This window comes from Bacillus sp. GW823-FHT06B01 (genome assembly GCF_058952315.1).
On the sequence record NZ_JBXAHR010000002.1, the window covers coordinates 817,123 to 840,652 of the forward strand.

General features: G+C 33.6%; 24 protein-coding genes, 3 pseudogenes and 1 riboswitch. Of the genes and pseudogenes, 16 read left to right on the plus strand and 11 right to left on the minus strand.

What is annotated here, in order from left to right; genetic code table 11:
- Positions 1–131 precede the first annotated feature (131 nt).
- Positions 132–566 (plus strand): DNA-entry nuclease, encoded by a 435-nt coding sequence (gene nucA / locus AC1Q8N_RS11400; RefSeq protein WP_000811502.1) that lies wholly within the window; start codon positions 132–134, stop codon positions 564–566.
- A 36-nt stretch (positions 567–602) separates the two neighbouring features.
- Positions 603–992: a competence protein ComJ gene (gene comJ, locus AC1Q8N_RS11405; RefSeq protein WP_098076518.1), complete on the plus strand. Its 390-nt coding sequence runs from the start codon at positions 603–605 to the stop codon at positions 990–992.
- A 37-nt stretch (positions 993–1,029) separates the two neighbouring features.
- Here comJ and metE read toward each other — a convergent pair whose 3' ends face one another.
- Entirely contained in the window at positions 1,030–3,318 is a 2,289-nt protein-coding gene (gene metE, locus AC1Q8N_RS11410) for a 5-methyltetrahydropteroyltriglutamate--homocysteine S-methyltransferase (protein ID WP_098076515.1), read from the minus strand.
- Positions 3,319–3,446: 128 nt separating this feature from the next.
- Positions 3,447–3,634: riboswitch (cobalamin riboswitch) on the minus strand.
- A gap of 354 nt (positions 3,635–3,988) precedes the next feature.
- Between metE and AC1Q8N_RS11415 the strand changes: the two genes are divergently transcribed.
- Positions 3,989–4,420 (plus strand): NUDIX hydrolase, encoded by a 432-nt coding sequence (locus AC1Q8N_RS11415; protein ID WP_098076512.1) that lies wholly within the window; start codon positions 3,989–3,991, stop codon positions 4,418–4,420.
- A gap of 191 nt (positions 4,421–4,611) precedes the next feature.
- Here the strand turns inward: AC1Q8N_RS11415 and AC1Q8N_RS11420 are convergent, their stop codons facing one another.
- The 5 genes and pseudogenes from AC1Q8N_RS11420 to AC1Q8N_RS11440 form a co-directional block, all read right to left on the minus strand.
- The gene (locus tag AC1Q8N_RS11420; RefSeq protein ID WP_098076509.1) at positions 4,612–5,169 is read right to left on the minus strand and encodes a PadR family transcriptional regulator; all 558 of its coding nucleotides are present in this window, start codon (positions 5,167–5,169) and stop codon (positions 4,612–4,614) included.
- Positions 5,170–5,328: 159 nt separating this feature from the next.
- Positions 5,329–6,486: pseudogene (locus AC1Q8N_RS11425) on the minus strand (RNA-guided endonuclease InsQ/TnpB family protein).
- Positions 6,483–6,605, minus strand: a pseudogene (locus tag AC1Q8N_RS11430) (RNA-guided endonuclease TnpB family protein); the annotation flags it as partial. The pseudogenes AC1Q8N_RS11425 and AC1Q8N_RS11430, both read right to left, overlap by 4 nt.
- Before the next feature lie 15 nt (positions 6,606–6,620).
- Positions 6,621–6,746 (minus strand): annotated as a pseudogene (locus AC1Q8N_RS11435) (MerR family DNA-binding transcriptional regulator); the annotation flags it as partial.
- Between the two features lie 199 nt (positions 6,747–6,945).
- A complete protein-coding gene (locus tag AC1Q8N_RS11440; RefSeq protein ID WP_404519457.1) occupies positions 6,946–8,493 on the minus strand; it encodes an MDR family MFS transporter in 1,548 nt (515 codons plus the stop codon).
- A gap of 425 nt (positions 8,494–8,918) precedes the next feature.
- On the opposite strand from AC1Q8N_RS11440, the gene AC1Q8N_RS11445 reads away from it, so the two are divergent.
- Positions 8,919–9,419 carry a hypothetical protein gene (locus AC1Q8N_RS11445; protein WP_000708184.1) on the plus strand — a complete coding sequence of 167 codons (501 nt, stop codon included), beginning with the start codon at positions 8,919–8,921 and terminating at the stop codon, positions 9,417–9,419.
- 31 nt (positions 9,420–9,450) lie between these two features.
- Here AC1Q8N_RS11445 and AC1Q8N_RS11450 read toward each other — a convergent pair whose 3' ends face one another.
- Complete coding sequence (locus tag AC1Q8N_RS11450) at positions 9,451–9,684, minus strand: SPP1 phage holin family protein (protein ID WP_048546155.1); 234 nt, start codon at positions 9,682–9,684, stop codon at positions 9,451–9,453.
- A gap of 163 nt (positions 9,685–9,847) precedes the next feature.
- Here AC1Q8N_RS11450 and AC1Q8N_RS11455 point away from each other — a divergent pair, with 163 nt between their 5' ends.
- Positions 9,848–10,489, plus strand: a complete 642-nt coding sequence (locus AC1Q8N_RS11455) for a diguanylate cyclase domain-containing protein (protein WP_098079023.1) — start codon at positions 9,848–9,850, stop codon at positions 10,487–10,489.
- 658 nt (positions 10,490–11,147) lie between these two features.
- Entirely contained in the window at positions 11,148–11,810 is a 663-nt protein-coding gene (locus AC1Q8N_RS11460) for a YkyA family protein (RefSeq protein ID WP_048546152.1), read from the plus strand.
- Between the two features lie 31 nt (positions 11,811–11,841).
- On the opposite strand, the gene AC1Q8N_RS11465 is transcribed toward AC1Q8N_RS11460, so the two are convergent.
- Complete coding sequence (locus tag AC1Q8N_RS11465) at positions 11,842–12,300, minus strand: YkyB family protein (protein ID WP_048546151.1); 459 nt, start codon at positions 12,298–12,300, stop codon at positions 11,842–11,844.
- A 168-nt stretch (positions 12,301–12,468) separates the two neighbouring features.
- Between AC1Q8N_RS11465 and ppx the strand changes: the two genes are divergently transcribed.
- Complete coding sequence (ppx, locus tag AC1Q8N_RS11470; RefSeq protein WP_303740896.1) at positions 12,469–14,016, plus strand: exopolyphosphatase; 1,548 nt, start codon at positions 12,469–12,471, stop codon at positions 14,014–14,016.
- 107 nt (positions 14,017–14,123) lie between these two features.
- Positions 14,124–16,232 (plus strand): polyphosphate kinase, encoded by a 2,109-nt coding sequence (locus tag AC1Q8N_RS11475; protein WP_000425559.1) that lies wholly within the window; start codon positions 14,124–14,126, stop codon positions 16,230–16,232.
- Positions 16,233–16,401: 169 nt separating this feature from the next.
- Here the strand turns inward: AC1Q8N_RS11475 and AC1Q8N_RS11480 are convergent, their stop codons facing one another.
- Together AC1Q8N_RS11480 and AC1Q8N_RS11485 are read right to left on the minus strand one after the other, a co-directional pair.
- Positions 16,402–16,638 carry a hypothetical protein gene (locus AC1Q8N_RS11480; protein WP_000283744.1) on the minus strand — a complete coding sequence of 79 codons (237 nt, stop codon included), beginning with the start codon at positions 16,636–16,638 and terminating at the stop codon, positions 16,402–16,404.
- 97 nt (positions 16,639–16,735) lie between these two features.
- A complete protein-coding gene (locus AC1Q8N_RS11485) occupies positions 16,736–17,593 on the minus strand; it encodes a metallophosphoesterase (RefSeq protein ID WP_048546146.1) in 858 nt (285 codons plus the stop codon).
- 244 nt (positions 17,594–17,837) lie between these two features.
- Here AC1Q8N_RS11485 and fadH point away from each other — a divergent pair, with 244 nt between their 5' ends.
- The 3 genes from fadH (at position 17,838) to AC1Q8N_RS11500 (ending at position 20,746) form a co-directional block, all read left to right on the plus strand.
- Positions 17,838–18,602, plus strand: coding sequence for a 2,4-dienoyl-CoA reductase (gene fadH / locus AC1Q8N_RS11490; RefSeq protein ID WP_000660912.1), 765 nt, complete (start codon positions 17,838–17,840; stop codon positions 18,600–18,602).
- Between the two features lie 255 nt (positions 18,603–18,857).
- Entirely contained in the window at positions 18,858–20,075 is a 1,218-nt protein-coding gene (locus tag AC1Q8N_RS11495; protein ID WP_000564300.1) for an EAL domain-containing protein, read from the plus strand.
- Positions 20,076–20,257: 182 nt separating this feature from the next.
- The gene (locus AC1Q8N_RS11500; protein ID WP_001233812.1) at positions 20,258–20,746 is read left to right on the plus strand and encodes a DUF3993 domain-containing protein; all 489 of its coding nucleotides are present in this window, start codon (positions 20,258–20,260) and stop codon (positions 20,744–20,746) included.
- A gap of 117 nt (positions 20,747–20,863) precedes the next feature.
- Here AC1Q8N_RS11500 and AC1Q8N_RS11505 read toward each other — a convergent pair whose 3' ends face one another.
- Positions 20,864–21,100 carry a glutaredoxin family protein gene (locus AC1Q8N_RS11505; protein WP_001225788.1) on the minus strand — a complete coding sequence of 79 codons (237 nt, stop codon included), beginning with the start codon at positions 21,098–21,100 and terminating at the stop codon, positions 20,864–20,866.
- Between the two features lie 233 nt (positions 21,101–21,333).
- On the opposite strand from AC1Q8N_RS11505, the gene AC1Q8N_RS11510 reads away from it, so the two are divergent.
- The 5 genes from AC1Q8N_RS11510 to cbpB all read left to right on the plus strand — a co-directional run bounded on the left by AC1Q8N_RS11510 (position 21,334) and on the right by cbpB (position 23,433).
- Complete coding sequence (locus AC1Q8N_RS11510; RefSeq protein ID WP_000055151.1) at positions 21,334–21,570, plus strand: YkuJ family protein; 237 nt, start codon at positions 21,334–21,336, stop codon at positions 21,568–21,570.
- 215 nt (positions 21,571–21,785) lie between these two features.
- On the plus strand, positions 21,786–21,935 hold the full coding sequence (locus AC1Q8N_RS11515) for a hypothetical protein (protein ID WP_000440533.1): 150 nt from the start codon (positions 21,786–21,788) through the stop codon (positions 21,933–21,935).
- 74 nt (positions 21,936–22,009) lie between these two features.
- A complete protein-coding gene (locus tag AC1Q8N_RS11520; RefSeq protein ID WP_098079026.1) occupies positions 22,010–22,528 on the plus strand; it encodes a ribonuclease H-like YkuK family protein in 519 nt (172 codons plus the stop codon).
- Positions 22,529–22,636: 108 nt separating this feature from the next.
- Positions 22,637–22,828, plus strand: coding sequence for an antirepressor AbbA (abbA, locus tag AC1Q8N_RS11525; protein WP_048546142.1), 192 nt, complete (start codon positions 22,637–22,639; stop codon positions 22,826–22,828).
- A gap of 161 nt (positions 22,829–22,989) precedes the next feature.
- Positions 22,990–23,433 (plus strand): cyclic-di-AMP-binding protein CbpB, encoded by a 444-nt coding sequence (cbpB, locus tag AC1Q8N_RS11530; RefSeq protein WP_000623572.1) that lies wholly within the window; start codon positions 22,990–22,992, stop codon positions 23,431–23,433.
- Positions 23,434–23,530: the final 97 nt, after the last annotated feature.

A 23,530-nucleotide genomic window follows, 5' to 3' on the forward strand; every position in this document is an offset into this window, starting at 1 on the left:
AAAAGATGAAGAAAAATGAGAGTTTTTGGCGGAATGGCGAAGAAGAGCTAAAATAATGTCTGAAAACATATACAGGAGAAGTTTGTTATAATAACTGAGGAAAAGAAACTGGTAGAAGCATGGAGGTATACATGAAGCAATTAAAAGGTATTATCATTTCAATTATTGCAATTCTTTCTATTGTAGTAGCGGTTTATGAAGTACTTGTTCCAGAGGAAACAAGTATCAAAAAAACGAATGCATATGATCAAGTTCTAGAATTTCCGAAAGAGCGATATCCAGAGACAGGGAAACATATTACGGATGCTATAAAAGAAGGACATTCAGAAGTTTGTACAATCGACCGTGGTGGTGCTGCGGATAGAAGAAAATTATCGTTAGCTCCATACCCATCAAAAAAAGGGTATGATCGTGATGAATGGCCAATGGCGATGTGTAAAGAAGGCGGAAAAGGAGCACATATTGAATATATAAGTCCAGCAGATAACCGCGGAGCAGGGTCTTGGGTAGGAAATAAGTTAGATAAATACCCAGATGGTACGCGTGTGAAATTTGACGTAAAGTAGTAGTTGCATATTTCATAATGAAGGAGAAGGGGAACGATGGAGTTAACAATTTCTTATTCGCAATTAATGTTGATGAACTATGACGGTGATCAGCCTTACGTAGACTGGACGGATGAAGATTTTGAAAGAGGTTATGCGAAGGTGGATGGAACTGTTATTTTTGAAGCACTTTCTGATTATATTTGTGAAGTAAAAGTGACCCCTGGGAAACATATTGAGAAAGAAGAGGTGATTAGAACGGTTACAGTTCCTTTTACAGTTAAAAATGAATGTATCGTTGTAACAAGTATTCTTTCGAATAAATTCCAAATCCCTATTCCGAATGGTGAGTATACGGTTGTATTACAGGCAACTCCTCTTGAAGAACCAACGGATGATGAATTATATAAAATACAATACGAATTCTTTTTTGAAAGTAAAGAATAAAAAATGGGTTATCCTTTTTGAGGATAACCCATTTTTGTTATGCGTTTGTTTTTAGTAGGGAACGAGCATCTTTTGCTGCTTGCACCATGTGTTCTAAAGCCGGGATAACTTCTTCCGTTCTTCTCGTTTTTAAACCACAATCAGGATTAATCCAGAAATATTTAGGATCACATACTTCTAAAGATTGTTCTACGATTTTATACATTTCATCTTTACTCGGTACACGTGGGCTATGAATATCATATACACCTAGACCGATGCCTTTTTCGTATGTTGTATGTTTTAATGTGTCAATAAATTCACCGTGACTTCTTGATGTTTCGATAGAAATCACATCTGCATCTAATGCGCGAATCGCATCAACAATATCTTCGAAGTTACTGTAACACATATGCGTATGAATTTGTGTTTCATTTGCTACAGAAGAAGTTGCTAAAAGGAAGGATTGTACTGCCCATGTAATATAAGCATCCCAATCTTTTTCTTTTAGTGGCATTCCTTCACGAAGTGCTGGCTCATCGACTTGGATTACTCGAATTCCGGAAGATTCAAGTAGTTCAATTTCGTGACGAAGAGCTAATGCAATTTGATACGAAACTTCTTTTCTTGGAATGTCATTTCGAACGAAGGACCAATTTAAAATCGTAACAGGTCCAGTTAACATTCCTTTTACAATTTTCTCTGTTAAGCTTTGTGCATAAACCGTTTCCTTAATAGTCATTCCGTTAATAAAGGCAACATCGCCATAAATAACAGGTGGTTTTACGCAGCGAGAACCGTATGATTGTACCCAACCGTTTTTAGTGAATGAGAAACCAGCAAGGCGCTCACCAAAATATTCGACCATGTCAGTTCTTTCGAATTCACCATGTACAAGAACATCAAGACCAATTTCTTCTTGGTAACGAATCCATTTTTCTGTCTCTTTTTCAATAAATTGTTCATATTGTTCATTTGAAATAACACCGTTACGCCATTCTTTTCGAGTTTGACGAACTTCAGTTGTTTGCGGGAAGCTACCAATAGTCGTTGTTGGTAATAACGGTAACTCCAGGGCAACTTGTTGTAATTCGTATCGTTTTTCAAATGGAAGAGGACGTGAAAAATCTTCTTCTTTTAGTGCTGTTCGTGCTGTTTTAACATCTTCTCGGTTACGTGCAGCAGATGAACGAATTGTATGATGTACATTTCGGTATGTTTCCAGCTCATTACTAATGCTTTCTGTACCTTGAGTAAGAGAGGAATGAATAAGAACTAACTCTTCTAATTTTTGATTTGCAAATGCTAACGCATCGAATAGCTCAGTTGATAAGTGAGTTTCTTCTGTTTTATCAATTGGCGTATGCAATAAGCTACAAGAAGGCTGAACGATGAAATCTTTCGTTTGGACTTGTTTTTGTAACGTTGTAAATAACGTAAGAACTTCATCAAGGTCAGCTCTCCAAATGTTACGGCCATCTATACAACCGACAGCTAAAGTTTTATCAGCTGGGAATCCATATTTTGAAATAGCATTTAGATTACCTTCTTTACCATGAACGAAATCTAATCCAATACCCGATACAGGGAATGTAATAATTTCTTCATAGTTTTCTTCTACACTATCAAAATATGTTTGTAAAAGAAGATTCGCATTTGGAACTTCTTTACGAATAGCTTCATAAATTTCTTTTGCTTGTTGAACTTCTTCTTTCGTTAAAGAAGCAAAAATCGGTTCATCAACTTGAATGACTTGTGCACCAGCTGCATGTAGTTCTGAAATCAGTTGTACGTAAGGTGCAACTAACTGTTTTAAAATCGTAGCAAATTGCTCTTGTGTGTAGCCTTTAGCTAATTTTAAGAAAGTATATGGTCCTAAAATAACAGGTTTTCCATCTACTCCTAATTCTTGTTTTGCCTCTTCGTATAAGCGAAGTGGACGATTATCTTTTAAAGAGATTTGTAATCCCTCTTCATATTCAGGAACGATATAATGATAGTTTGTGTTAAACCATTTTGTCATTTCAGAAGCTACGTGATCTTTAGAGCCACGCGCCATTGCGAAATATACATCAAGGTAAGATGTAAACTCAGAAAAACGTGATGGGATAAATCCTAGCATATAAGCAGTATCCAAAACGTGATCATAATATGTAAAGTCGCCAATTGGAATGAGTTCAATCCCTTTTTCTTGCTGTACTTTTACGTGTTGAAGGCGAATTGTTTTCATCTTTGTTAAAAATTGTTCTTCATCGATTTTATTGGACCAAAAAGCTTCCAATGTCTTTTTCCACTCTCGTTGTAGTCCGATACGTGGATAACCTAAGTTACTTGTTTGAATTGCCATTTTAAATTCCTCCCTAATTGAAAGTAAGCATTTCCGTTTACTAGGAAATACCTATAACAAAAAGCATAAAGGCATAGAAAATAAGCCTTCCTTTTTGTTTTAACACCTCATCATCATCCGTGAATCTATCAGTGTTGTTAAAACAGGCAGGTCTCCTGACTTATGCTTCATATAATCTCTTTTACCTTCCCGTTTTCACAGTGGCATAGAAAAGAAATCTCAGCATTTACAGTGGCGGGACCGTGTTGGAGTTTCACCAAGCTTCCCTTTTAAACACGAAACGAAATTTTCGTGTACCTATTTTCCTTTTGAAAGGAAGTTAACAAGCGATATGATATTGAAACAAATTCTAACACAATTTTTGGAATTTTGTCTACTGTTTTAAAATAAGAAAATTCTAAAGTTTTTTATTTTTATTATTCAGATCATTCTGGTTTTTATAAGACGAAGAAAAGTAAGAGGAATTGAAAGTAAGTACGATTAAACATACAAAGAAGTATGTACTTGTACAGAGCTAAGATGCTAGTTATGTTATTTGAAAATTCATCCATATTCTGGAATGAGGAAGGGAATTGAATGGTTCATTTTGAAATAGTAAGTTATCACAAGAAAGAAAAAGGTTTCTGTATAAAGATACATATACTAAGTTTATAGAAATGGGGAATTTCAATTGGAACAAAGTACACAAAATATTTATTCACCACCAAAACATATAGTTTCAGCAGCGACAATTGTAATTAATGAACAAAAAGAAATCTTATTAATTAAGGGACCTAGAAGAGGATGGGAAATGCCAGGTGGACAAGTTGAAGAAGGAGAGTCTTTGAAGGATGCTGCAATAAGGGAGACTAAAGAGGAGACAGGTGTTGATATTGAAGTTTTAAAATTTTGTGGAGTATTCCAAAATGTGAACCATTCAATATGTAATACGTTGTTTTTAGCTAGACCAGTTGGAGGTAAATTAACGACTACACCAGAAAGTTTGGAAGTAGGGTTCTATCCTATTGAGCAGGCGTTAGAGATGGTGAATTTTATGAATTTCAGACAAAGAATTGAATACAGTTTGGATGAAAAACAACAACCTTTTTATATAGAGTTTTAAGAGGGAATCTTCCATTATGGGACGCCAGTGACGAATAAATCTTTGTTATATTTTTGATTGCAGTGAAATAAGTATCTTATAGCGAAAATAAAACAAGCATCCCCCGTCCTAAATTAGAACGGGGCTATGCTTGTTTTAGGGTGTAAAAAGAAATAACTTTATTGTCTTTTTACAGTTTCTCCTTTATAAGTTTAACCTTCATCTATATCAATTTCTGAAAGTTGCCCTGCAACTGCATCTGTAAGGAGGGTGTTTAACCATTGCAATTCAACTGAGATATGTTCAATAACACTTTGCAAAATATATAGTTGTGCACGTGGAATTTGTCCTTTGCTACAATCATAAATAGCTTGCATTTTATGTAAATATTGAACGGTATCATTTTTCTTTTTTTCTAAAATAGGAACTAACTCTTGGTCATCACCAAAATGAGCGAAAGAGAGTGCCGAATAAATTGGTTTATATATTTGATTTTTTGCCTCGAATTGTTTTAATAGCAACTTGTGAAATAATTGTTTACCTTCTTTTGTTATATGAAAGATTGTTTTATCGGGTCTATTCGTATCTCGAACAATAGTTGTAATACGAATTGCACCGTGCTTTTCTAATTGCTCGAAGGCGTAGTAAAGTGATCCTTTTGCATATTTAATATAACAATCCATTTGTCTTTCTTTCATGATGTGTTGCACTTCATATGGATGTTTATCCCCTTCGAGTAGCAAACCGAGAATGACTAATTTCATGCTCATTCTGTCTCAACTGCTACTAAAAATATAGACAAATGTATATTCTTAGAGTATTCCTGCTTCTACGTGCCCTGCCTCGCTAATCACTTGCTACTACAGTTTGCTGTGACACTCCACAGGCGTAAATTCCGATGTAGCCCACCGTACATATATACAATCTATTTACGTTAGTATTGTATATTCTTTTGCTTGTAAAAGGTTGATTGCTGCGTTCAAATCTCTATCCATTACATTGCCACATTCACATGTATATACTCGGTCAGATAGCTTTAAATCCACTTTCTTTTGACTGCAACATGAGCATAACTTTGACGATGGATAAAACCGGTCTACTTGACGTAATTCAATTCCATATTCCTCACATTTCGTCAAAAGCCACGTTTTAAAAGCAAAAAAAGACTGCTTGGCAATTGTTTTAGATAAATGTTTATTCTTCATCATACCTTTCACATTCAAATCTTCCACTGTAATAAACGTTGGCTTGGTTTTCACCACATTCGTTACAATAGACTTTACATACTCTATTCGAATATTCGCTAATCGAGCATGCAACTTTTGCACTCTAAGAACATTTTTATCTATATTCACTCTTTTATTAGTAACAGATTTTTCACCTCTCTTTTTTAGATTTTCAAATTTACGTGCTAAAGAGCGTTGTTCACGTTTTAACCGTTTTTCTATCTTTTTTACTTTTATTGTTTTGTTGATGTTTTCATGAACGATACCATCGCTACGTGTAGCAAAATCCTTCACTCCTAAATCAATCCCTAGACCTATTTTATTGAGTGCTAACTTTGTTGCCATTTCTTCCAATTCGCAAAGTACAGATACAAAATATCTTCCTGCTCTTTGATATACTGTGCCACTTTTTACAGTTGCATTTTTAGGGATATATCCATATTCTTTTAACCTTACCCAACCAATTGTAGGAACTTTGACTCTATGTCTTTCTACTGTCCAATCTGTTTTGTTGTTTTTCGGAAAGTAGCACTTCACATCTTGCTTTCTCTTTTTTTTATATCGTGGAAACTTAGATAAACCTTAAAAAAGCCGCTTAAAAGCTTTATCTCCATTCATAATCACTTGTTTTACCGCTTTGCTCGACACTTCTTTAATCCACTGGTCACACTCTTTTGTATGAATATTGTTCAGCCATTTGGAAAAGTCATAGCCACTAAGAAATTTCCCCTCCGACTCATATGCCTCTTTATTTTTAGAGATATACAGGTTATATACATATCGACACACCCCAATAGTTTGACGGATTTTACTAATTTGTTCAGTTGTCGGTTTGATTTCTATTAAATATGTTCTTTTCATAAGTCTTCATCCTCCGACATTTTCTTTTTGTATTTTCTCAACCCATATATTCTACAGCTAAATACATGAATGATAGATATTAAATCCTGAACAAGTTCTTCTTGAATACCCATATATTCCTTATACTGTTCTTCTGTAGAATATCTTCTTCCTTTTTGGTTTCGGTAAGCAGTTAAAACACCTTGATTGTCCCACCTTTGTAATGTCTTAACAGAGACATTAAGCATTTCTGAAAATTCTTTTGGTTTATATTGTTTCATAATTACTTTTTTGCTATATATGCACACTTTTGTCTATGTTTTTGTTTACTGTTTCTTTCTCCTGTATATAGAAACTTTATCCCGATTGGTGAGGGATAATAACCAGTGGGAATGGTTCCTTACTGATCAAAAATTTACTTTATATATTATAAGCGGCATACCCTTTTTCATAAAGGGTATGCCGCTTCTTTTTTCTATACTAACTTACTTGCTTTTGTTTTTGTTTTTGTTTCGTTTTTGGACCTGTAAAGAGTCGTTCATTTCCCATAAGTAAAATACAAATAATACTTAGTACAGCCGGGATAAGTGCCCAGAAGAATGTGCTGGCAATAGAGGTAGCTAGAGCCTCTTTAATACCAGTTAATATTTCAGCTGGAATCTTCTCGGTAGCACCTTGTGATAATAAGAAACTTGTGTCTCCGCCTTGTGGAGCTAATTTAGCTAGTTCAGGAGGGAACACCGTGCTTAATTTATCTGTAAAAATATGATTTTGAATGGTACCGAAAATTGTTACACCAAGAGTCATACCGAGTGAACGGAAGAATGAGTTTGTTGATGTAGCAGAACCACGATCTCGCATTTCTAACTTGTGGATAGAAGACATACTTAAAACTGAGAACGAGAAACCAACTCCAAGTCCAGTGAGAACCATAAATAGTGTTACAAGTAGACGAGGTGTATCCATCGTTAAAGTACTTAGTAAATAAATACCAATTACAAAGAAAACGCCAGATACGATCATGATGTTACGATAACTTGTTCGTGAAGCTAACTGTCCACCTGTTTGACTTCCAATTACAGAGCCAACCATCATAGGTGTTAAAATTAATCCAGCATTGGAGGCTGAACCGCCGAGAACACCTTGAACGAAGATTGGAATATAAACTGTACAGATAATAAAAGCGGCACCATAGAAAAAGGCAACGCCTTGGCTAGCTGCGAATAAAGGTTTTTTAAAAAGATGGAAAGAAATGATAGGCTCCGTTGCTTTTCGTTCTATGAAGAAGAAAATAATGAGCATAATAACAACTGTTATAAATAAACCGATAATTACAGTGGAATTCCATGCGTATTCTTTACCACCAAGTTCTAAGGCGAACATTAAGCAAACGATACTAATAACAAGCGTAATGGCACCAGCCCAATCAATTTTTTGTTTTCTAAATTCTAGAGATTCACTGTAGTATTTAGTAATGAAGAAGAAGGAGATAATTCCTAATGGAATATTAATATAGAAGACCCAATGCCAACTTATATAGTCTGTAATATAAGCACCTAATAAAGGGCCAAATACACTAGATGTTCCGAAAACCGCACCAAATAGCCCTGTCATTTTTCCGCGCTTTTCTGGTGGGAATATATCGTACATAATCGTGAAGGCGATAGGCATAAGAGCACCGCCACCGATCCCTTGAATTGCTCTATAAATACTTAGTTGCTCAATACTAGATGCTGTCCCGCAAAGTGCAGAACCGAATAAGAAAAGAATGAGACCACCAATATAAAAGCGTTTCCGTCCGTACATATCAGAAAGTTTTCCGAATATAGGCATCCCTGCCATTGTTGCTACCATATATGCAGACGTGACCCAAACAAACTTGTCAAATCCTCCTAGGTCTCCAACAATCGTTGCCATTGCTGTTGCAACGATTGTATTATCCATTGCCGCCATTAAAATACCAAGTAATAAACCTGCAACAACAAATTTTGTATTGTTGGAGTCTTTTTTTGATAATTGAGATTCCAAATATAACCCTCCTTTAATAATAAGTAAACTATATGAAGTTTTGAGTGCAGCGCATAAAAATTTGAAATATAGTTTTTTAAATTAATTTACATAAGTGCACTGACAAAGCCATAAAGAATATTATAGTCAAATTTGACTAAAAGGCAAACTTTTTCTTTCGCCAAAATATTCAGTTGTATGGACAGAGAAAGAGTGAGCAATACTTAGTATTGGTGTAAAGTCAATGAAGGAAATTGTAAAAAAATATTTCAGTAAGAATACCTTCTGTTAACAGAGGAAAAATGGTTTTTTCTTTATATTGTCGAATAGGATAAAAGAAAGAGTAATAACTATATATCGTTTGTAACAAGCTTTATTAATATTGTGTGGAGAGGCAGAATAAGGTCGTATGGATATGATGCATCTGAAATGGGGTGAATATTATTATGAAAATATGGAAACGAATTTCAGATCAAGGTAGGCGTTCAATGCCGCTACAACCGGTGTTATGGATTGATGGCTCAAAAAAAGAAAACGAATGTCCTAATGTAGCAGTTACATTGCAAATCCGTAGTATGTATAAAGAAAAATTTTCATATGAACTGACCTATGATGTAAATGACATACTTATTATTCGAATTGAAGTTGAAAATAAAGGAATGGAAATGATTTCACGAGTTGTAGTAAGTCATATGATTCGAGATTATTTTGCCTATATTCCAAACTCATTAAAGGCTGATAAGGGGATGAGTGAGTTCCTGTTCCAGCTTGTAAGGTGGCGGATTGATAATTTATTACCGAATGAGAAGGTAGAACTAATTTGTAAAATAAAAGCAAATAAAGATAAAGCACTTAAAAACGCATTATTTCAGGCTACATATACATTTCAATATAAAGGAGTATCATATGGTCCACTGCAAACAAATGAAGTTGTTGTGCGGCAATGATAAAAAGGAACCTGTAAGAAAGGTTCCTTTTTTAATGAAGATTGTGTTTTTTGAGTACTTTTTTTTGCTCCATTCCTTTTTTTCCTACATAATTATTTTTATAACCAAAATATAAAATGAAAAGAAAGGAAGCAACATTTACAATAGCATCAATTTGATCGTTTGTAATAAAGTTCACTCCGAAAGAATTAAACAGTAATTTTAATGATAATAGAAAACCTGCTAGTAAACGTATAATATCTGATAGATTCTCTTTTTGTAGCATATAAGTCACCTCTTTCTAAAACGATATATAGTATATATATGAAATAGAATAGAAATGGTAGACAAGCTTAAGCGGAAATGTACACTCAATATGTACATTTTTTATTTTGTAGAAAAACATAATTGTTATAGAAACATATATTGGTATAGAAAGGAGGAGAAGTATGAAACATAAAGGGAAAATTAGTGGGTTATTACTTGGGAATACAGTGGCAGTTACAGAATGGATTGCGCTTCAGGATGTAATTACAAAACTGGATTCGCGATCATTTTATACCGTCTTTATTATTTATATATTGCAAATGATACTCAGCTATTATTTTGGACATTGGTATGATAAAAGAGCGAGTGGGCGTATGGATACGGAAGTAGGGGGAATGGCAAGTAATGATTTTGTAGTTGATTTCTTTGAGAAAGTAGCTGCTTTATCAGAACGGGATTCTCATAATATTACAGTGTACATTCTTTCTGTGAAAGAATGGAAAGAACTAAAAGAAACAGTGCAAGAAAAAAAAATGGAGGTGTTAGTACAAAAATTGGAGAGTACGATTGTAAAGACAATTCGTAAAGGAGATGTCGTTACTAGGTGGGATGAAAATAAGTATGTTATTGTGGCGATTGATAACGGACATGAAAAGTCGACAATAACAAATCGATTAATGAAAAATATTGAAAGTGAAATAGAAAATGGTTTGTTAAGTATGACGCTATTATTTGGAGCTGCTAGTTATCCAATAGGAGGAAAAACTTTTGAAGAATTGTTAAGAAAGGCACAAAATCAATTGTACCAGCATAGGGGTTTGTAAGAAAATGAGTGAAACTTTGATTTAAAGAAATATGATATGAAGAAGTTTTTAATGTAACATTTTTTTGACTTTTATTACAAAAAGAACTTTTATTGTAATAAAAGTCTTTAAAAATATATGGAATAAGCATATAATTATGATGGATGTGTCAATGCATTTGCACAATGTGTTTCATTTTAAAAGTGTAGAGGGAAGCATGCTCTACACTTTTCCTTTTTAGGGAATGACAAGAATAATTGTAAGTTGTTGCAAGTTAGCATTTAAACTGTGTAAAATGAACAAAGAAATTATTTGATAGAAAGCGGAAAGGGAATGATAGAATGATAGACGTGAGAGAACAACGAACATCTTTTATCAGGTGAATTATTACTGTTGTTCTTCAAATTATTATGGCTGTGATGAATTCCGTTGTACTTTTATGTAATACATAGTATGAACAAGTTTTAAAAAGTACCAAGTAAAAGTATATGTAAAGATGGATACGAAATTGCTATTGAGTTCAAAGACGTAAAATGTAATTTCAAGTAATACAATTTGACAAGTATAATAAATAATATCAATGATTTTCGTAAAAAAGGTGCGAGTGTGGAGTTTATAGAAGGGTATATAATTTTCATAGCTTTTTACACGATGATCGTATATAAGTAGGAGGAAAAAGATGTTGAAGTATAGTAAATTAGCAATTGTAACTGCATTATCAATGACTTTATTAGCCGGTTGTTTCGGGCCGAAACCAGAAGAGGAATTATATGTTGCGTTTGAAAATGCTGCAAAGCAAGAAAAAACAATGTTTGAAGATGCAAAGAAACTTGAAACTTTAGAGAAAGAAGGACAAGAATTATATAACCAGATTGTTCAAGAAGGAAAAGATAATAATCAAGCTGTTAAGGAAAAACTGAACCAAGCAGTGAAAAATACAGATGAACGAGAAAAAGTGCTAAAAAAAGAAAAAGAATCTTTAAATAAGGCACAAGAAGAAGTGAAATCAGTAGATAAATATGTGAAGAAAATTGAAGATAAGAAATTGAAAGATCAAGCAAGTAAAGTGAAAAGCACATATGAGAAACGACAAGATTCATTTAACAAGATGTATGATAGCTATAATAAATCGTTAAAACAAGAAAAAGAATTATATACAATGTTACAAGATAAAGGTACAAAATTAAAAGATATTAGTGAAAAGGTAAAAGTAGTAAATCAATCTTATAAGGATATTGAATCAGAAAAAGACAAGTTTAATGAATTTACGAAATCTTATAATACAGAAAAAATAGCTTTTTATAAACAAGCAAATATTAAAATTAAAGAAGAGAAAAAATAAAACAGTTTGGCCTACAATTGGCCAAACTGTTTTATTTTTTTGTATAAGTACGACTATACCATGGAACAGGTTCACTTAATTTTTTTTCTTGTTTCAGTGCTTCAGGACCAATATAATCTTGAAGTATTTTTTTTGCTACTGTTAAAGATAAGGTTGTTTTCGGATTTCGATAGGAGGATTCAAGATGACCAAGATGTGGTAGGATTCGAAAATCTTCTTTGGTAGGAGGAATATGGAAAAAATAATCACCTAAACGTATAAGAACATCAGATTGTTGTTGGCTAAAACGTGGATTTCTAGAAAAATGTAATCCTTCTTTAATAGCTTTTTTTTCAGCAATTAAGCGTTCTAAAGCCGTCTTTTTTAACCAGTATAAATACTTCGGATTAGTTGCAGCTTTAGCATGACGATTCACAACGAAAATAGATTGAGCTAGTCGATTAATAGAATGTTGGTTTTGTAATTGAGATTGTGGTTGTGAAGGTTTCATATTGAATCTCCTTTCAATTTTTCATTATTATAACATAAATAAAAGAGGTTTTTATTATATGCAAAAAGTGATTGTATATATTTTCAATATTAAAGCAATATTGTTACAAAAAACAACTATTTTGTATAATAGTAATAGAATGTGTTTTAGAAATTTGATAATGAAAGAGTGAGAAGTTTGAAAGAAATATTAAAACAGCAATATGCCATTATAGATATTGGATCTAATACAATGCGTTTAGTTATTTATGAAAAGCAAAACGGAGGTTTTTATAAGGAGATTGAAAATACGAAAGTGGTTGCTCGGCTAAGGAATTACTTAATTGATGGTGTGTTGAATGAAGAAGGAATAGAGGTATTGTTACAAACGTTATTTCAATTTCAAGAAAGTACACGATTCCACCAGTTGCATCATGTGCTTTGTGTTGCAACTGCAACAATTAGACAGGCTGAGAATCAAGAGGCAATTAAAAAACTGGTTGAAGGACAAACAGACTTTACTCTTAGAGTCTTATCAGAATATGAAGAAGCACGTTACGGCTATTTAGCGGTTATGAATTCAACTTCGTTCTCTGAAGGAATTACAGTAGATATTGGTGGAGGAAGTACAGAAGTTACATATTTTCGAAATAGAGAGATTCTAGAGTACCATAGCTTTCCTTTTGGAGCACTTTCTTTAAAGCAACAATTTATTAAAGGGGATATACCTACTGAAGACGAGTTGGAAAAGATTCAAACGTACTTAGAATATCAATTTCGAACATTACCATGGTTAATTGATAAGAAATTGCCTCTTATTGCAATTGGTGGTAGTGCGAGGAACTTAGTGAAAATCCATCAAAATTTAATTTGTTATCCTATAGCAGGGGTACATTTATATAAAATGAAAGAAGAAGATATTAAAAATGTGAAAGAAGAATTGGAAGCATTGTCGTTCATAGAACTTCAAAAATTGGAAGGATTGGCAAAAGATCGAGCAGATACAATTATTCCAGCAGTCGAAGTTTTTCATACGCTTGTTAATGTTATAGAGGCACCAGCATTTGTGTTAAGTAGAAAAGGGTTACGAGAAGGTGTTTTCTATGAAGAGTTGACAAAAGATTTGGGGATTTCATATTATCCGAACGTAGTCGAAGAAAGTTTGTATTTATTATCACATGAATATGAAATGGATATGGAATTTGTAATGCAGCTTATTAAACACGGAAGACTCATTTGTCAACAACTTGAAGAAACGGGGCTGATTTCTATGTCAGTAAAAGACTGGGAAGTATTTCATCAAGCAGCGAAAGTATTTAATATAGGTAAATATATAGACGAAGAAGCGAGCCGCTTACATACGTTTTATTTATTAGCGAATAAAACAATTGATGGGATGATGCATAAAGAGCGAGTTAGATTAGCGCTTATTGCGTCTTATAAATCAAAAATGTTATTCAAACAACATTTGTCCCCATTTGAAGGATGGTTTGATAAAAATGAACAAAAAAAAATCCGCCTATTAGGGGCTGTTTTACAGTTTTCAGCAGCTCTGAATATAAGACAAAGATCACTTGTTGAATCGATATCTATAACAGAAAGTAAAGAAGGATTAACATTTAAAATTGTATGTGAGCAATCGGCATTAGCGGAAAAAGTGCAAGCTGAAAAACAAAAAAAGCAGCTGGAAAGAGTGTTGAAAACGACTATTAATTTATCCTTCGAATCAACACGTTAAGTTGTACGGATGTCTTTACAAAAAATTAACACCTTGGAATATTGTAATTTGCTAAAATAAAAGTAACTAAATTATAGTAAAAAAGTTTCAGGGGAAGTGTGAAGAGGATGGAAATGTTGATGGGGAATATAGTAAATTTAAATGATACAGCTTATTACAATAATCGAGAATTAAGTTGGTTAGCATTTAATGAACGTGTACTACAAGAAGCGCAGGATGAAACAAATCCGCTCTTGGAAAGATTAAAGTTTATTAGCATTTTCAGTTCCAATTTAGATGAATTCTTTATGGTACGCGTAGCAGGATTGAAGGATCAAGTGAGTGCTGGGTTTAACCAACCAGAAAATAAGGCTGGCTTAACACCAAAAAAGCAATTAAATAAAATTGCGATAAAGGCCCATGAATTAATGACTGTACAATACGATACGTTTAAAAATTATGTGTTGCCAGCGCTGGAGTTAGAGGGGATTGAACGTTTAACATTCCACGATTTGACGAAAGAACAGAGGGAATTTATAGAAGAGTATTTTGATGAGCAGATTTTTCCAGTGTTAACACCTGTAGCTATTGATGCATATCGTCCATTTCCGATGTTATTAAATAAAAGTTTGAATTTAGCTACTCTTTTATATGATGAGAAACAAGTGGAGGAAGAAAACCGCACGAAGTTAGGAATTGTACAAGTTCCTTCATTACTTGAACGTTTCATATTTTTACCGAGTGAGGGGCAAAAGCATAAATTTATTTTATTAGAAGATGTAATTAGTGGTTTTACTCATAAATTATTTACAGGATATAAAGTATCGTCTGTTACTCGTTTCCGTATTACACGCAATGCGGATTTAACGATTCATGAAGAAGGTGCGAGGGATTTATTAAAGGTAATTGAAAAAGAATTAAAAAAGCGTAAGTGGGGAGCTGCTGTACGTTTAGAAGTTGGCAAAGAGCATATTGATGAAAGAGTATTAGCATTATTATATGAGGTGTTGGAAGTAAAAGATGAAGATGTGTATATAATGGATGGACCATTAGATTTAACATGTCTATTTTCTTTATATAAAAAACTAGCTCCTTTATATGAACATCTAGTATATCCGGCTCTTATTCCGCAACGGCCTCAAGACTTGGGGGATGCGGAAGATGTATTCGAAAAAGCAATTGAGCATGATATTTTATTACATCATCCTTTTGAATCATTTCAGCCAGTAGTTGATTTTGTACGTGATGCGGCAGACGATCCGAATGTACTTGCAATCAAACAAACATTATATCGAGTAAGTGGGGATTCGCCGATTATTCAGGCGCTAAAGGTAGCAGCTGAAAAAGGGAAGCAAGTTACGGTATTAGTTGAATTGAAGGCAAGATTTGATGAAGAAAATAATGTGCATTGGGCTAAAGAATTAGAAAAGGCAGGCTGTCACGTTATTTACGGTGTAAGTCATTTGAAAACACATAGTAAAATTACGCTAGTTGTAAGAAGAAAAAACGGAAAAATCGAAAGGTTCGTACATCTCGGGACTGGAAATTATAATGACGCAACAGCAAAGTTATATACTGATTTTGGGTATATTACATCACGAAAAGACTTTGGGGTCGATGCAACAAATTTCTTTAATTATTTGAGTGGTTATACAACCAAGCCACATTTTCATCATTTATCGGTTGCACCATTTGATATAAGAGAGCAATTTATGGATTTAATAGATGAAGAAATCCGTTATCATAGGCAATATGGAAATGGATATATTATCGCTAAGATGAATTCATTAACAGATAAACCATTAATCAAAAAAATGTATGAAGCATCACAAGCTGGAGTAAAGGTAGAGCTCATCGTTCGAGGAACGTGTTGTTTAAGGCCTGGTATTCCAAATGTAAGTGAAAATATTCGGGTAGTTAGTGTTGTCGGGAGATATTTAGAACATAGCCGAATTTATTATTTCCATCATAATGGAGAAGAGAAAATATACTTATCTTCAGCTGACTGGATGACGCGGAATATGGAGAAGCGAGTAGAAATATCTTTCCCGATATTAGATATTGAAATGAAGGCGAGAATTAAGGCGATTTTACAACTTATATTAGCTGATAATGTGAAAACACGTGAACAGAATAAATCTGGTGAGTACTACTATGTTATTAATAGTAGTACAGAAGAAATTGATAGCCAAGTGAAGTTGTTTAAGATGGCGTATCAAAACACGGATGCTGAATAATGAGAACAAAGTAAAAAAACCTCTTTTTTTAAGAGGTTTTTTTACTTTGTTCTCTACTTATTATACATTCTCTAAATAGAAGGATGCGTAGAGAGAATAGTTTTTATTGTAAGCATGTTAATGGATCAGTTAAGAGAGGGAATAACATTGGTAGAATTGTTGGAGTACATTAATAATAGAATGGTTGTTGACAAGGTCCGCCATAACAAGGATAAGGTGTTGGCGGTGGGAAAGGTGGTGGATATGGTGGGTAATACGGTCTAGGACCGAAAGCTAATGCTCCACCGAGCAGTCCACCAGCAATCCCAGCTAGAAATGGAACACCAAAAAACGGAAAGAAGCGTGAGTCGCCTACTGGACCAATAGGTGCTGAACGGACTGGGATTGGTTGATAATATGGATACATGAACAAACCTCCTTTATTGGACTCATTTTTATCATATGGTAAATGAAACGTGGATGAGCGCGTACAAGAAAGGATATGTAAGAAAATAGGCGAATTATTACGAATGTTGGAGCGTAAAAATTGTAATTTCAGGTTTTGCCATAAATCGGAATGGGACGCGTGTTCTGCCGAGACCTCGATTGACATAGAGAGCTAAATCTTGAATCGTATAGAAACCTTCAACATAGTTTTTAGCAAGTGATGGGGTAATAATAGCACCTAAAAAGGGAATTTGTACTTGTCCGCCATGGCTATGACCAGAAAGTTGTAAGTTAACTGGATATTTAGCGATTTGTGGTGCAATATCTGGCTCGTGAACAAGAACAATGTTATAAGTGTTTTGCCTCGCGTGCTGTAGTGTCTTCTCTATTTTGGGTTTGCCTAGTAGTATATCATCAAGACCGAAAATTGAAATTTCACTATTATCCAGTAGACGAATTCTCTTTTCGCTATTTAATAGTAGTTCAAATCCAGATTCACGCATGATGTGCTCGTAGTATTCCGTTCCATATCCGCCGTGATCATGGTTACCATAAATAGAAAATTTACCGAAGGGTGCTTGTATATTTTTTAAAATAGATGGAACGAAAGGAGTGTCAGTATATGTTTGATAATTATCAATGAGATCACCAGTGAAAAGAACAATGTCAGGTTTTACAGCATTAATTTTAGAAACGATTTGAGATAAATGTTGGAGAGAGAAATAGTATCCGAGATGTAAATCGCTAAATTGAAGAATCTTCATACCATGAAAACTTTTGGGTATGAGTTGTGATTTAAGTGTATGCTCTGTAAAAGAGAGTAAATGAGGCTCAATATATTTAGCGTAATAGTATCCGATGCTAGTGGTTATAAATGAATATAGACAAGTGCGCATTCCAGCTTTAAAAAAATCTCTTCTTGTAATTTTCTTCATAAAAATATGAGTATACCTATTTAACTTATATCACATGTTGTTGTTACATTTATAGGTTACTCAAATCTCCTTTCAGTTTATTTAAAATATATTTTAAATAATAAAAAAGTAGTATAGATTACGAAAAAAATGAATAAAAAGAAACCTCTTTACGTTAAAATATCAGAAAAGTTTAAAAATATAAAGATTTCTATTAAATAAAATGATAAAATGAATGTGTATTCATTTTTGGGAGGGGATGTATGTGAAAGAAAAGGTAGTTATTATAACAGGTGGATCGAGCGGAATGGGAAAAGGAATGGCGACCCGTTTTGCAAAAGAAGGGGCACGAGTTGTTATTACAGGACGCACAAAGGAAAAACTAGAGGAAACAAAGTTGGAAATTGAACAATTTCCGGGGCAAGTATTACCCGTACAAATGGATGTAAGAAATACTGATGACATTCAGAAAATGATTGAAGAGATTGATGAGAAGTTTGGACGAATTGATGTTTTAATAAACAATGCAGCTGGAAACTTTATTTGTCCAGCAGAAGATTTATCCGTGAATGGCTGGAATTCAGTCATTAATATTGTATTAAACGGTACATTTTACTGCAGCCATGCTGTCGGAAAATATTGGATTGAAAAAGGTATAAAAGGGAATATCATTAACATGGTAGCAACATATGCATGGGATGCAGGTCCGGGAGTTATTCATTCGGCTGCTGCGAAGGCTGGAGTATTAGCAATGACGAAGACACTCGCTGTTGAGTGGGGCCGTAAATATGGAATACGAGTTAACGCTATCGCGCCAGGACCAATTGAACGTACGGGCGGTGCTGATAAATTATGGATTTCAGAAGAAATGGCTAAGCGTACGATACAAAGTGTTCCGCTTGGAAGACTGGGCACGCCAGAAGAAATTGCAGGTCTAGCTTATTATTTATGTTCAGATGAAGCTGCGTACATAAATGGAACTTGCATGACAATGGATGGAGGACAACATTTACATCAATATCCATTTTAAAAGGGATAAGAAAATGAATGTTTGATTCATATTCTCACGGTTAAATGTGACGGAATTGTGACATGTGAAAGAAAAGTATTTACAAGAGGTCATATATACGTTATATTTAAGACCTCTTTTTTCTTCATAGTAGAATTGCTAATTCCCCTTAGCATTTTACCCCTCTAATCCCTTCAGGAAAACTGAAGGGATTTTTTATTATTTTTCCGTAAATATCATGTTATAATTTTTGAAAAGTAAAGGGAGGGAAGCACATTGATAGATGCATTAGATGTAATGAGTAACTTGGATAAAGTCCTTCCTTATTATCAAGCTATTTTTAGTGCTGATGAGCATACTGTAATTGGATATGAGGTAGTAGGACGTATTCAAACAGAAGAGGGCATACAAAGTTTAGCGTCTTTCTTTCATGATGATTCTATTCCGAGTGAGTTTCAACTGGAAGCGGATAACATTATAGTAGAAAAAGCTTTAAATCGTTATTTAGAAAGTGATCAAAAACTATTATTATTTATACATCGGAATGCTAACGTATTAATGAACGATGATGATGAAAGTTTACTTCAACTTTTATTGATGTATGAAGAGCAAGGTTTAAATTTGAAACACATTGTTTTAGAAATTACAGAACATGAATGTAAAGAAGATATAGAGCAATTTAATCATTTGCTTATGTATTATCGTACATATGGTATTCAAATTTCGATTAATAAAGTCGGAACGGGTACAAGTAATTTAGAACGTATTAGCGTGTTAGCACCGGATATTTTAAAAGTAGATTTAACAAACTTAAGGCAAACTGCACTTTTACAATCTTATCAAGATATTTTATATTCTTTATCATTACTTGCTAGAAGAATTGGTGCAACATTGTTATATGAAGAAATAGATGCTTTTTATCAACTACAATATGCTTGGAAAAACGGTGGTAGATATTATCAAGGGAATTATTTGAAAGAGTGCTTACCTGATTTTATTGAAACGAATGTTTTGAAAGAACGACTTGGTAATGAGTGTCATCAATTTATTCAACATGAGAAGAAGAAATTACAAAAAATTTATAATTTAACAGAAATGTTACGTGATCGAATTGGTGATGTTCTAGCCAAACAGAAAAAGAATGAAGATATAAATGATTGGTTATTACAATTTAGCCAAAGTGTATCACAGTGTAGTTTCCGCATATTTATTTGTAACGAAGATGGTTTCCAACAATCAGGAAACGTTATGAAAAAAGATGGGGAATGGATTGTGATGCCTGAGTATTATATGAAGAACTGGAGTTGGCGTCCGTATTTTCTAGAAAATATTATGAAAATGCGTTTTGAGAATAAGGCAAGACTTTCAGATTTATATGCTGATATTGAAACCGGTGAGATGGTACGAACATTTTCCTTCCCAATTGATGATGAAAACTTTTTATTTATAGATTTATCGTATGAATATTTATATGAAGAAGATGTTTTATTTTAATGCACGAAGAGATTCGTGCATTTTTTGTTTGTTTTTATCATAAATTGGTAATAGTGAAAATGGTGATGAAAATGCTGTCTATCGTTGTAAAGATTTTACGAACGAAACCATCCCTGTCTTTGCATAATCATTGTTACAATGAATACTACAAAGACAAGTTTTCTTAAAAGGAAGGTGAAAAAATGAGGAAATATGGAATATGGTTAGTTCTATTTGTATGCGTTGCCTTTCTAGTTGGTTATAGTGTCACAACTGTTTTAGGAAAAGAGGAAGTGAAAGTCGATCGGGAAGAAGTGTTTACAACGATACAAAAAGGCTATGAAACCCAATTTTCAATTCGTGGGAAGCATTTGCCGATGAATAAGATGATAGAAACGTTATCACCATATTTTACAGAGAATTTCCTTCAAGTATTTACAGATGAAAATAGTAGAAGTGATAAACAAAGTGGTGAATATTTACTTCCAGCAAAAGAAGCGCCGTTTTCTTTTCATTCAGAAACGAAAATGTCATATGATGAAGAGCATAAAATTTTATATGTATATGAGCGGGCGAAAAGTGGACAATATCAAATTATAACATTGCAAAGAGATCAAGGGAAATGGAAATTGGCCGGATATCATGAAAGCCAAGAACTTTTAACTGAAATAAAACGATTACAACAATTATAAAGTGAAACTGTAATTGGTGGGGGATGTTCATCTCTCACTCATTAATAGCTCGCACCAATCGGGCTATTACTGCCCACAAATAGTGGGATAAAAATAAGAATAGGTCTTTACCTATTCTTATTCAATATTGAGTAGCTGTTGTAATTTTTCAATTTGAAAACCAGCAACAACTTCTCCATCAATTACAACTGTTGGAGTTGAATACGAATCATAGTCGTATAAAAGACGATTGCGTGCAGCAGCGTCTTTTTTTACGTCAAATTCTTCATATACAACGTTATTATGCTTTAAAAATTCTTTCACAATGACACATGGCGGACAATCAGGTTGTGTGTAAACCTCAATTTTTCTCATTGTAATTCCTCCTTTTTTCTGTTTTTTATTATATTCTTCCAGTATAAAAATCGCAATAAAGAAGGGAAAAGATGTTCTTTCTGTTTTTTCCTTCGCATTTCGACAAATTTTTAGTTGAGTTTCTGGCCAATAACCTTTATCCTAGACTGTGGAACATTTTTTCTGTTATGACGGATAGAATGAGTATAGCTGTAAAACCTATTGGTAGGAAGATCAGAGAAAGGAGAGATTTCATGTCTCTACTCCAAGGAATTTTAACTCGACTTGTTAGTCTACAAGAACAAGCTGAAAGCGGTGAAGTAGCACAACGCTATTTTGAAGTGAACGGTGAGCGCAAATGTAGCGTGAAATTTTTCGATAAAAGTGAAATGTATGAGTTAGAAGTGTATCAACAAGGTGAAAAACCTCAAGTGTATCAATTCGATAATATCGATATGGTTGCAATTGAGATTTACGATATCATTTCTTGATACATATAAAAAAGGTGTTGCCATATGGCAACACCTTTTTTAGTTCTATTACTTTTTAGCATATATGTATAGGGAGTTTTCATTTTTCCTACAATGGTAATAAAGTGAAATTGTAATCAGTGGGGATTCTTCGTCCTATACTGAATATTAGTCATCACCAATTGGGTGTTTACAGATAGCAAAAGCGAGATAAAAATAACGAGGAGGTGTGTTGTATGGAACGTTTACCAGTTGTGATTTGTCCTAAATGTCACAATTCTGCTGAGATTATTCATGTATTAACAGCTCAATCGAATCAAAATGTAATTTATACGTGCCAAGTTTGCCATTATGTAATTCGAAATATTGAAACGAATAAAGGATAGGGAGTTATAATTTTTATTTTTGTCCCATACAATGAAAATACGAAAAGTCTGTCTAATTGAAAGGACGTGACTATGTGGCCGGTGAACATACATTTTATAATGTTTCAGAGAGACATTTAAATTTTGATATGGTCTTTAGCCGTATTTGTAGTTTCATTGAAAAAGATCCACGAAATTTATATCGCTTATCCATTGGGACAGACTCACAAGCACATCAAAAGGATACGAGGTTTATTACGGCAATTCATATTCATCGCATTGGAAAAGGTGCCTGGGGGTGTTTACACCATAAATCAGTGAAAGATAAGCCAGCAACTTTACGTGAGAAAATATATTTAGAAACGCAGTTTAGCCAAGAGATCGCATGCCTATTTACTCCAAATCATATACAAACAATATGGGATTTATTGCATCCATATGCTCAAGAGGGAGCAGGATTTATAATGGAAATTCACTTGGATATCGGAAATGATGGTTTAACAAAAGAATTTATTCTAGATATGACAGCGAAAATTCAAGCGATGGGATTAACGGCAAAAATTAAGCCAGATGCTTATGCGGCGTTTAGTTATGCAAATCGATATACGAAATAAAAAACAATTTTTATATATCCTTCGTTAAAAACTGAATATTACATCTATTAAATAGGTTGGAAATTATATATAATAAGAGTAACGATGCGAGTATAAGGAGAGGGGTATATGAAAAGGGAATTTGTTTTAACAGAAGAAGAAGAGAGTTTGTTACTAGATATTCTATTTCAGCAAAATTATGCGAGTGAAATTTTAGCTGTGGAAATTACAGATATTGAGAATGGTTTAAAGCAGACAGATGTGACACAATATAAAAAAATCACAAGGTTATTTTACAGATTAAAAAATAAGGGGTATTAAGCACTACCGGGATGGTAGTCTTTTTTTTGTGTTGTATGCTAAAATAGCTGTGTAATTTTGTTTTTATTGAAATAAAGTAAGGACAAAATAATAATATGAAAACGCTGTCATAAAATATGAATAGATTCGGTGATTAAAAGTAGGAAAATGGGGGATGTAATATGATTAGTATTCCGAAAGACGAGTTTCAACAAATTTTTGTGAAAGATTTAATGATTTCATCAGAAAAAGTAGCACATGTCCAAATGGGGAATGGTTTAGAGCATGCTTTACTCGTTCTTGTGAAATCTGGATATTCGGCGATACCTGTTTTGGACCCGATGTATAAATTGCATGGGTTAATTAGTACTGCTATGATTTTAGATGGTATGTTAGGGTTAGAACGTATTGAGTTTGAAAGACTTGACGAAATGAAAGTAGAACAGGTGATGAAGGAAGACATTCCGGTTCTTAAGTTAGAAGATTCGTTTGCAAAAGCTTTAGAAATGACAATTGATCATCCTTTTATTTGCGCTGTCAATGAAGATGGGTATTTTGAGGGGATTTTAACACGTCGGGCTATTTTAAAATTGTTGAATAAAAAAGTAAGGCAACATAATCGATAATGTGAGAAAAGTGACTTCATAGAAGCGGAGAAGTCACTTTTTTTTCGTGCATATCAGTTGTGTATGTATTATATTTAAAAAGATAAAAAATATAAGA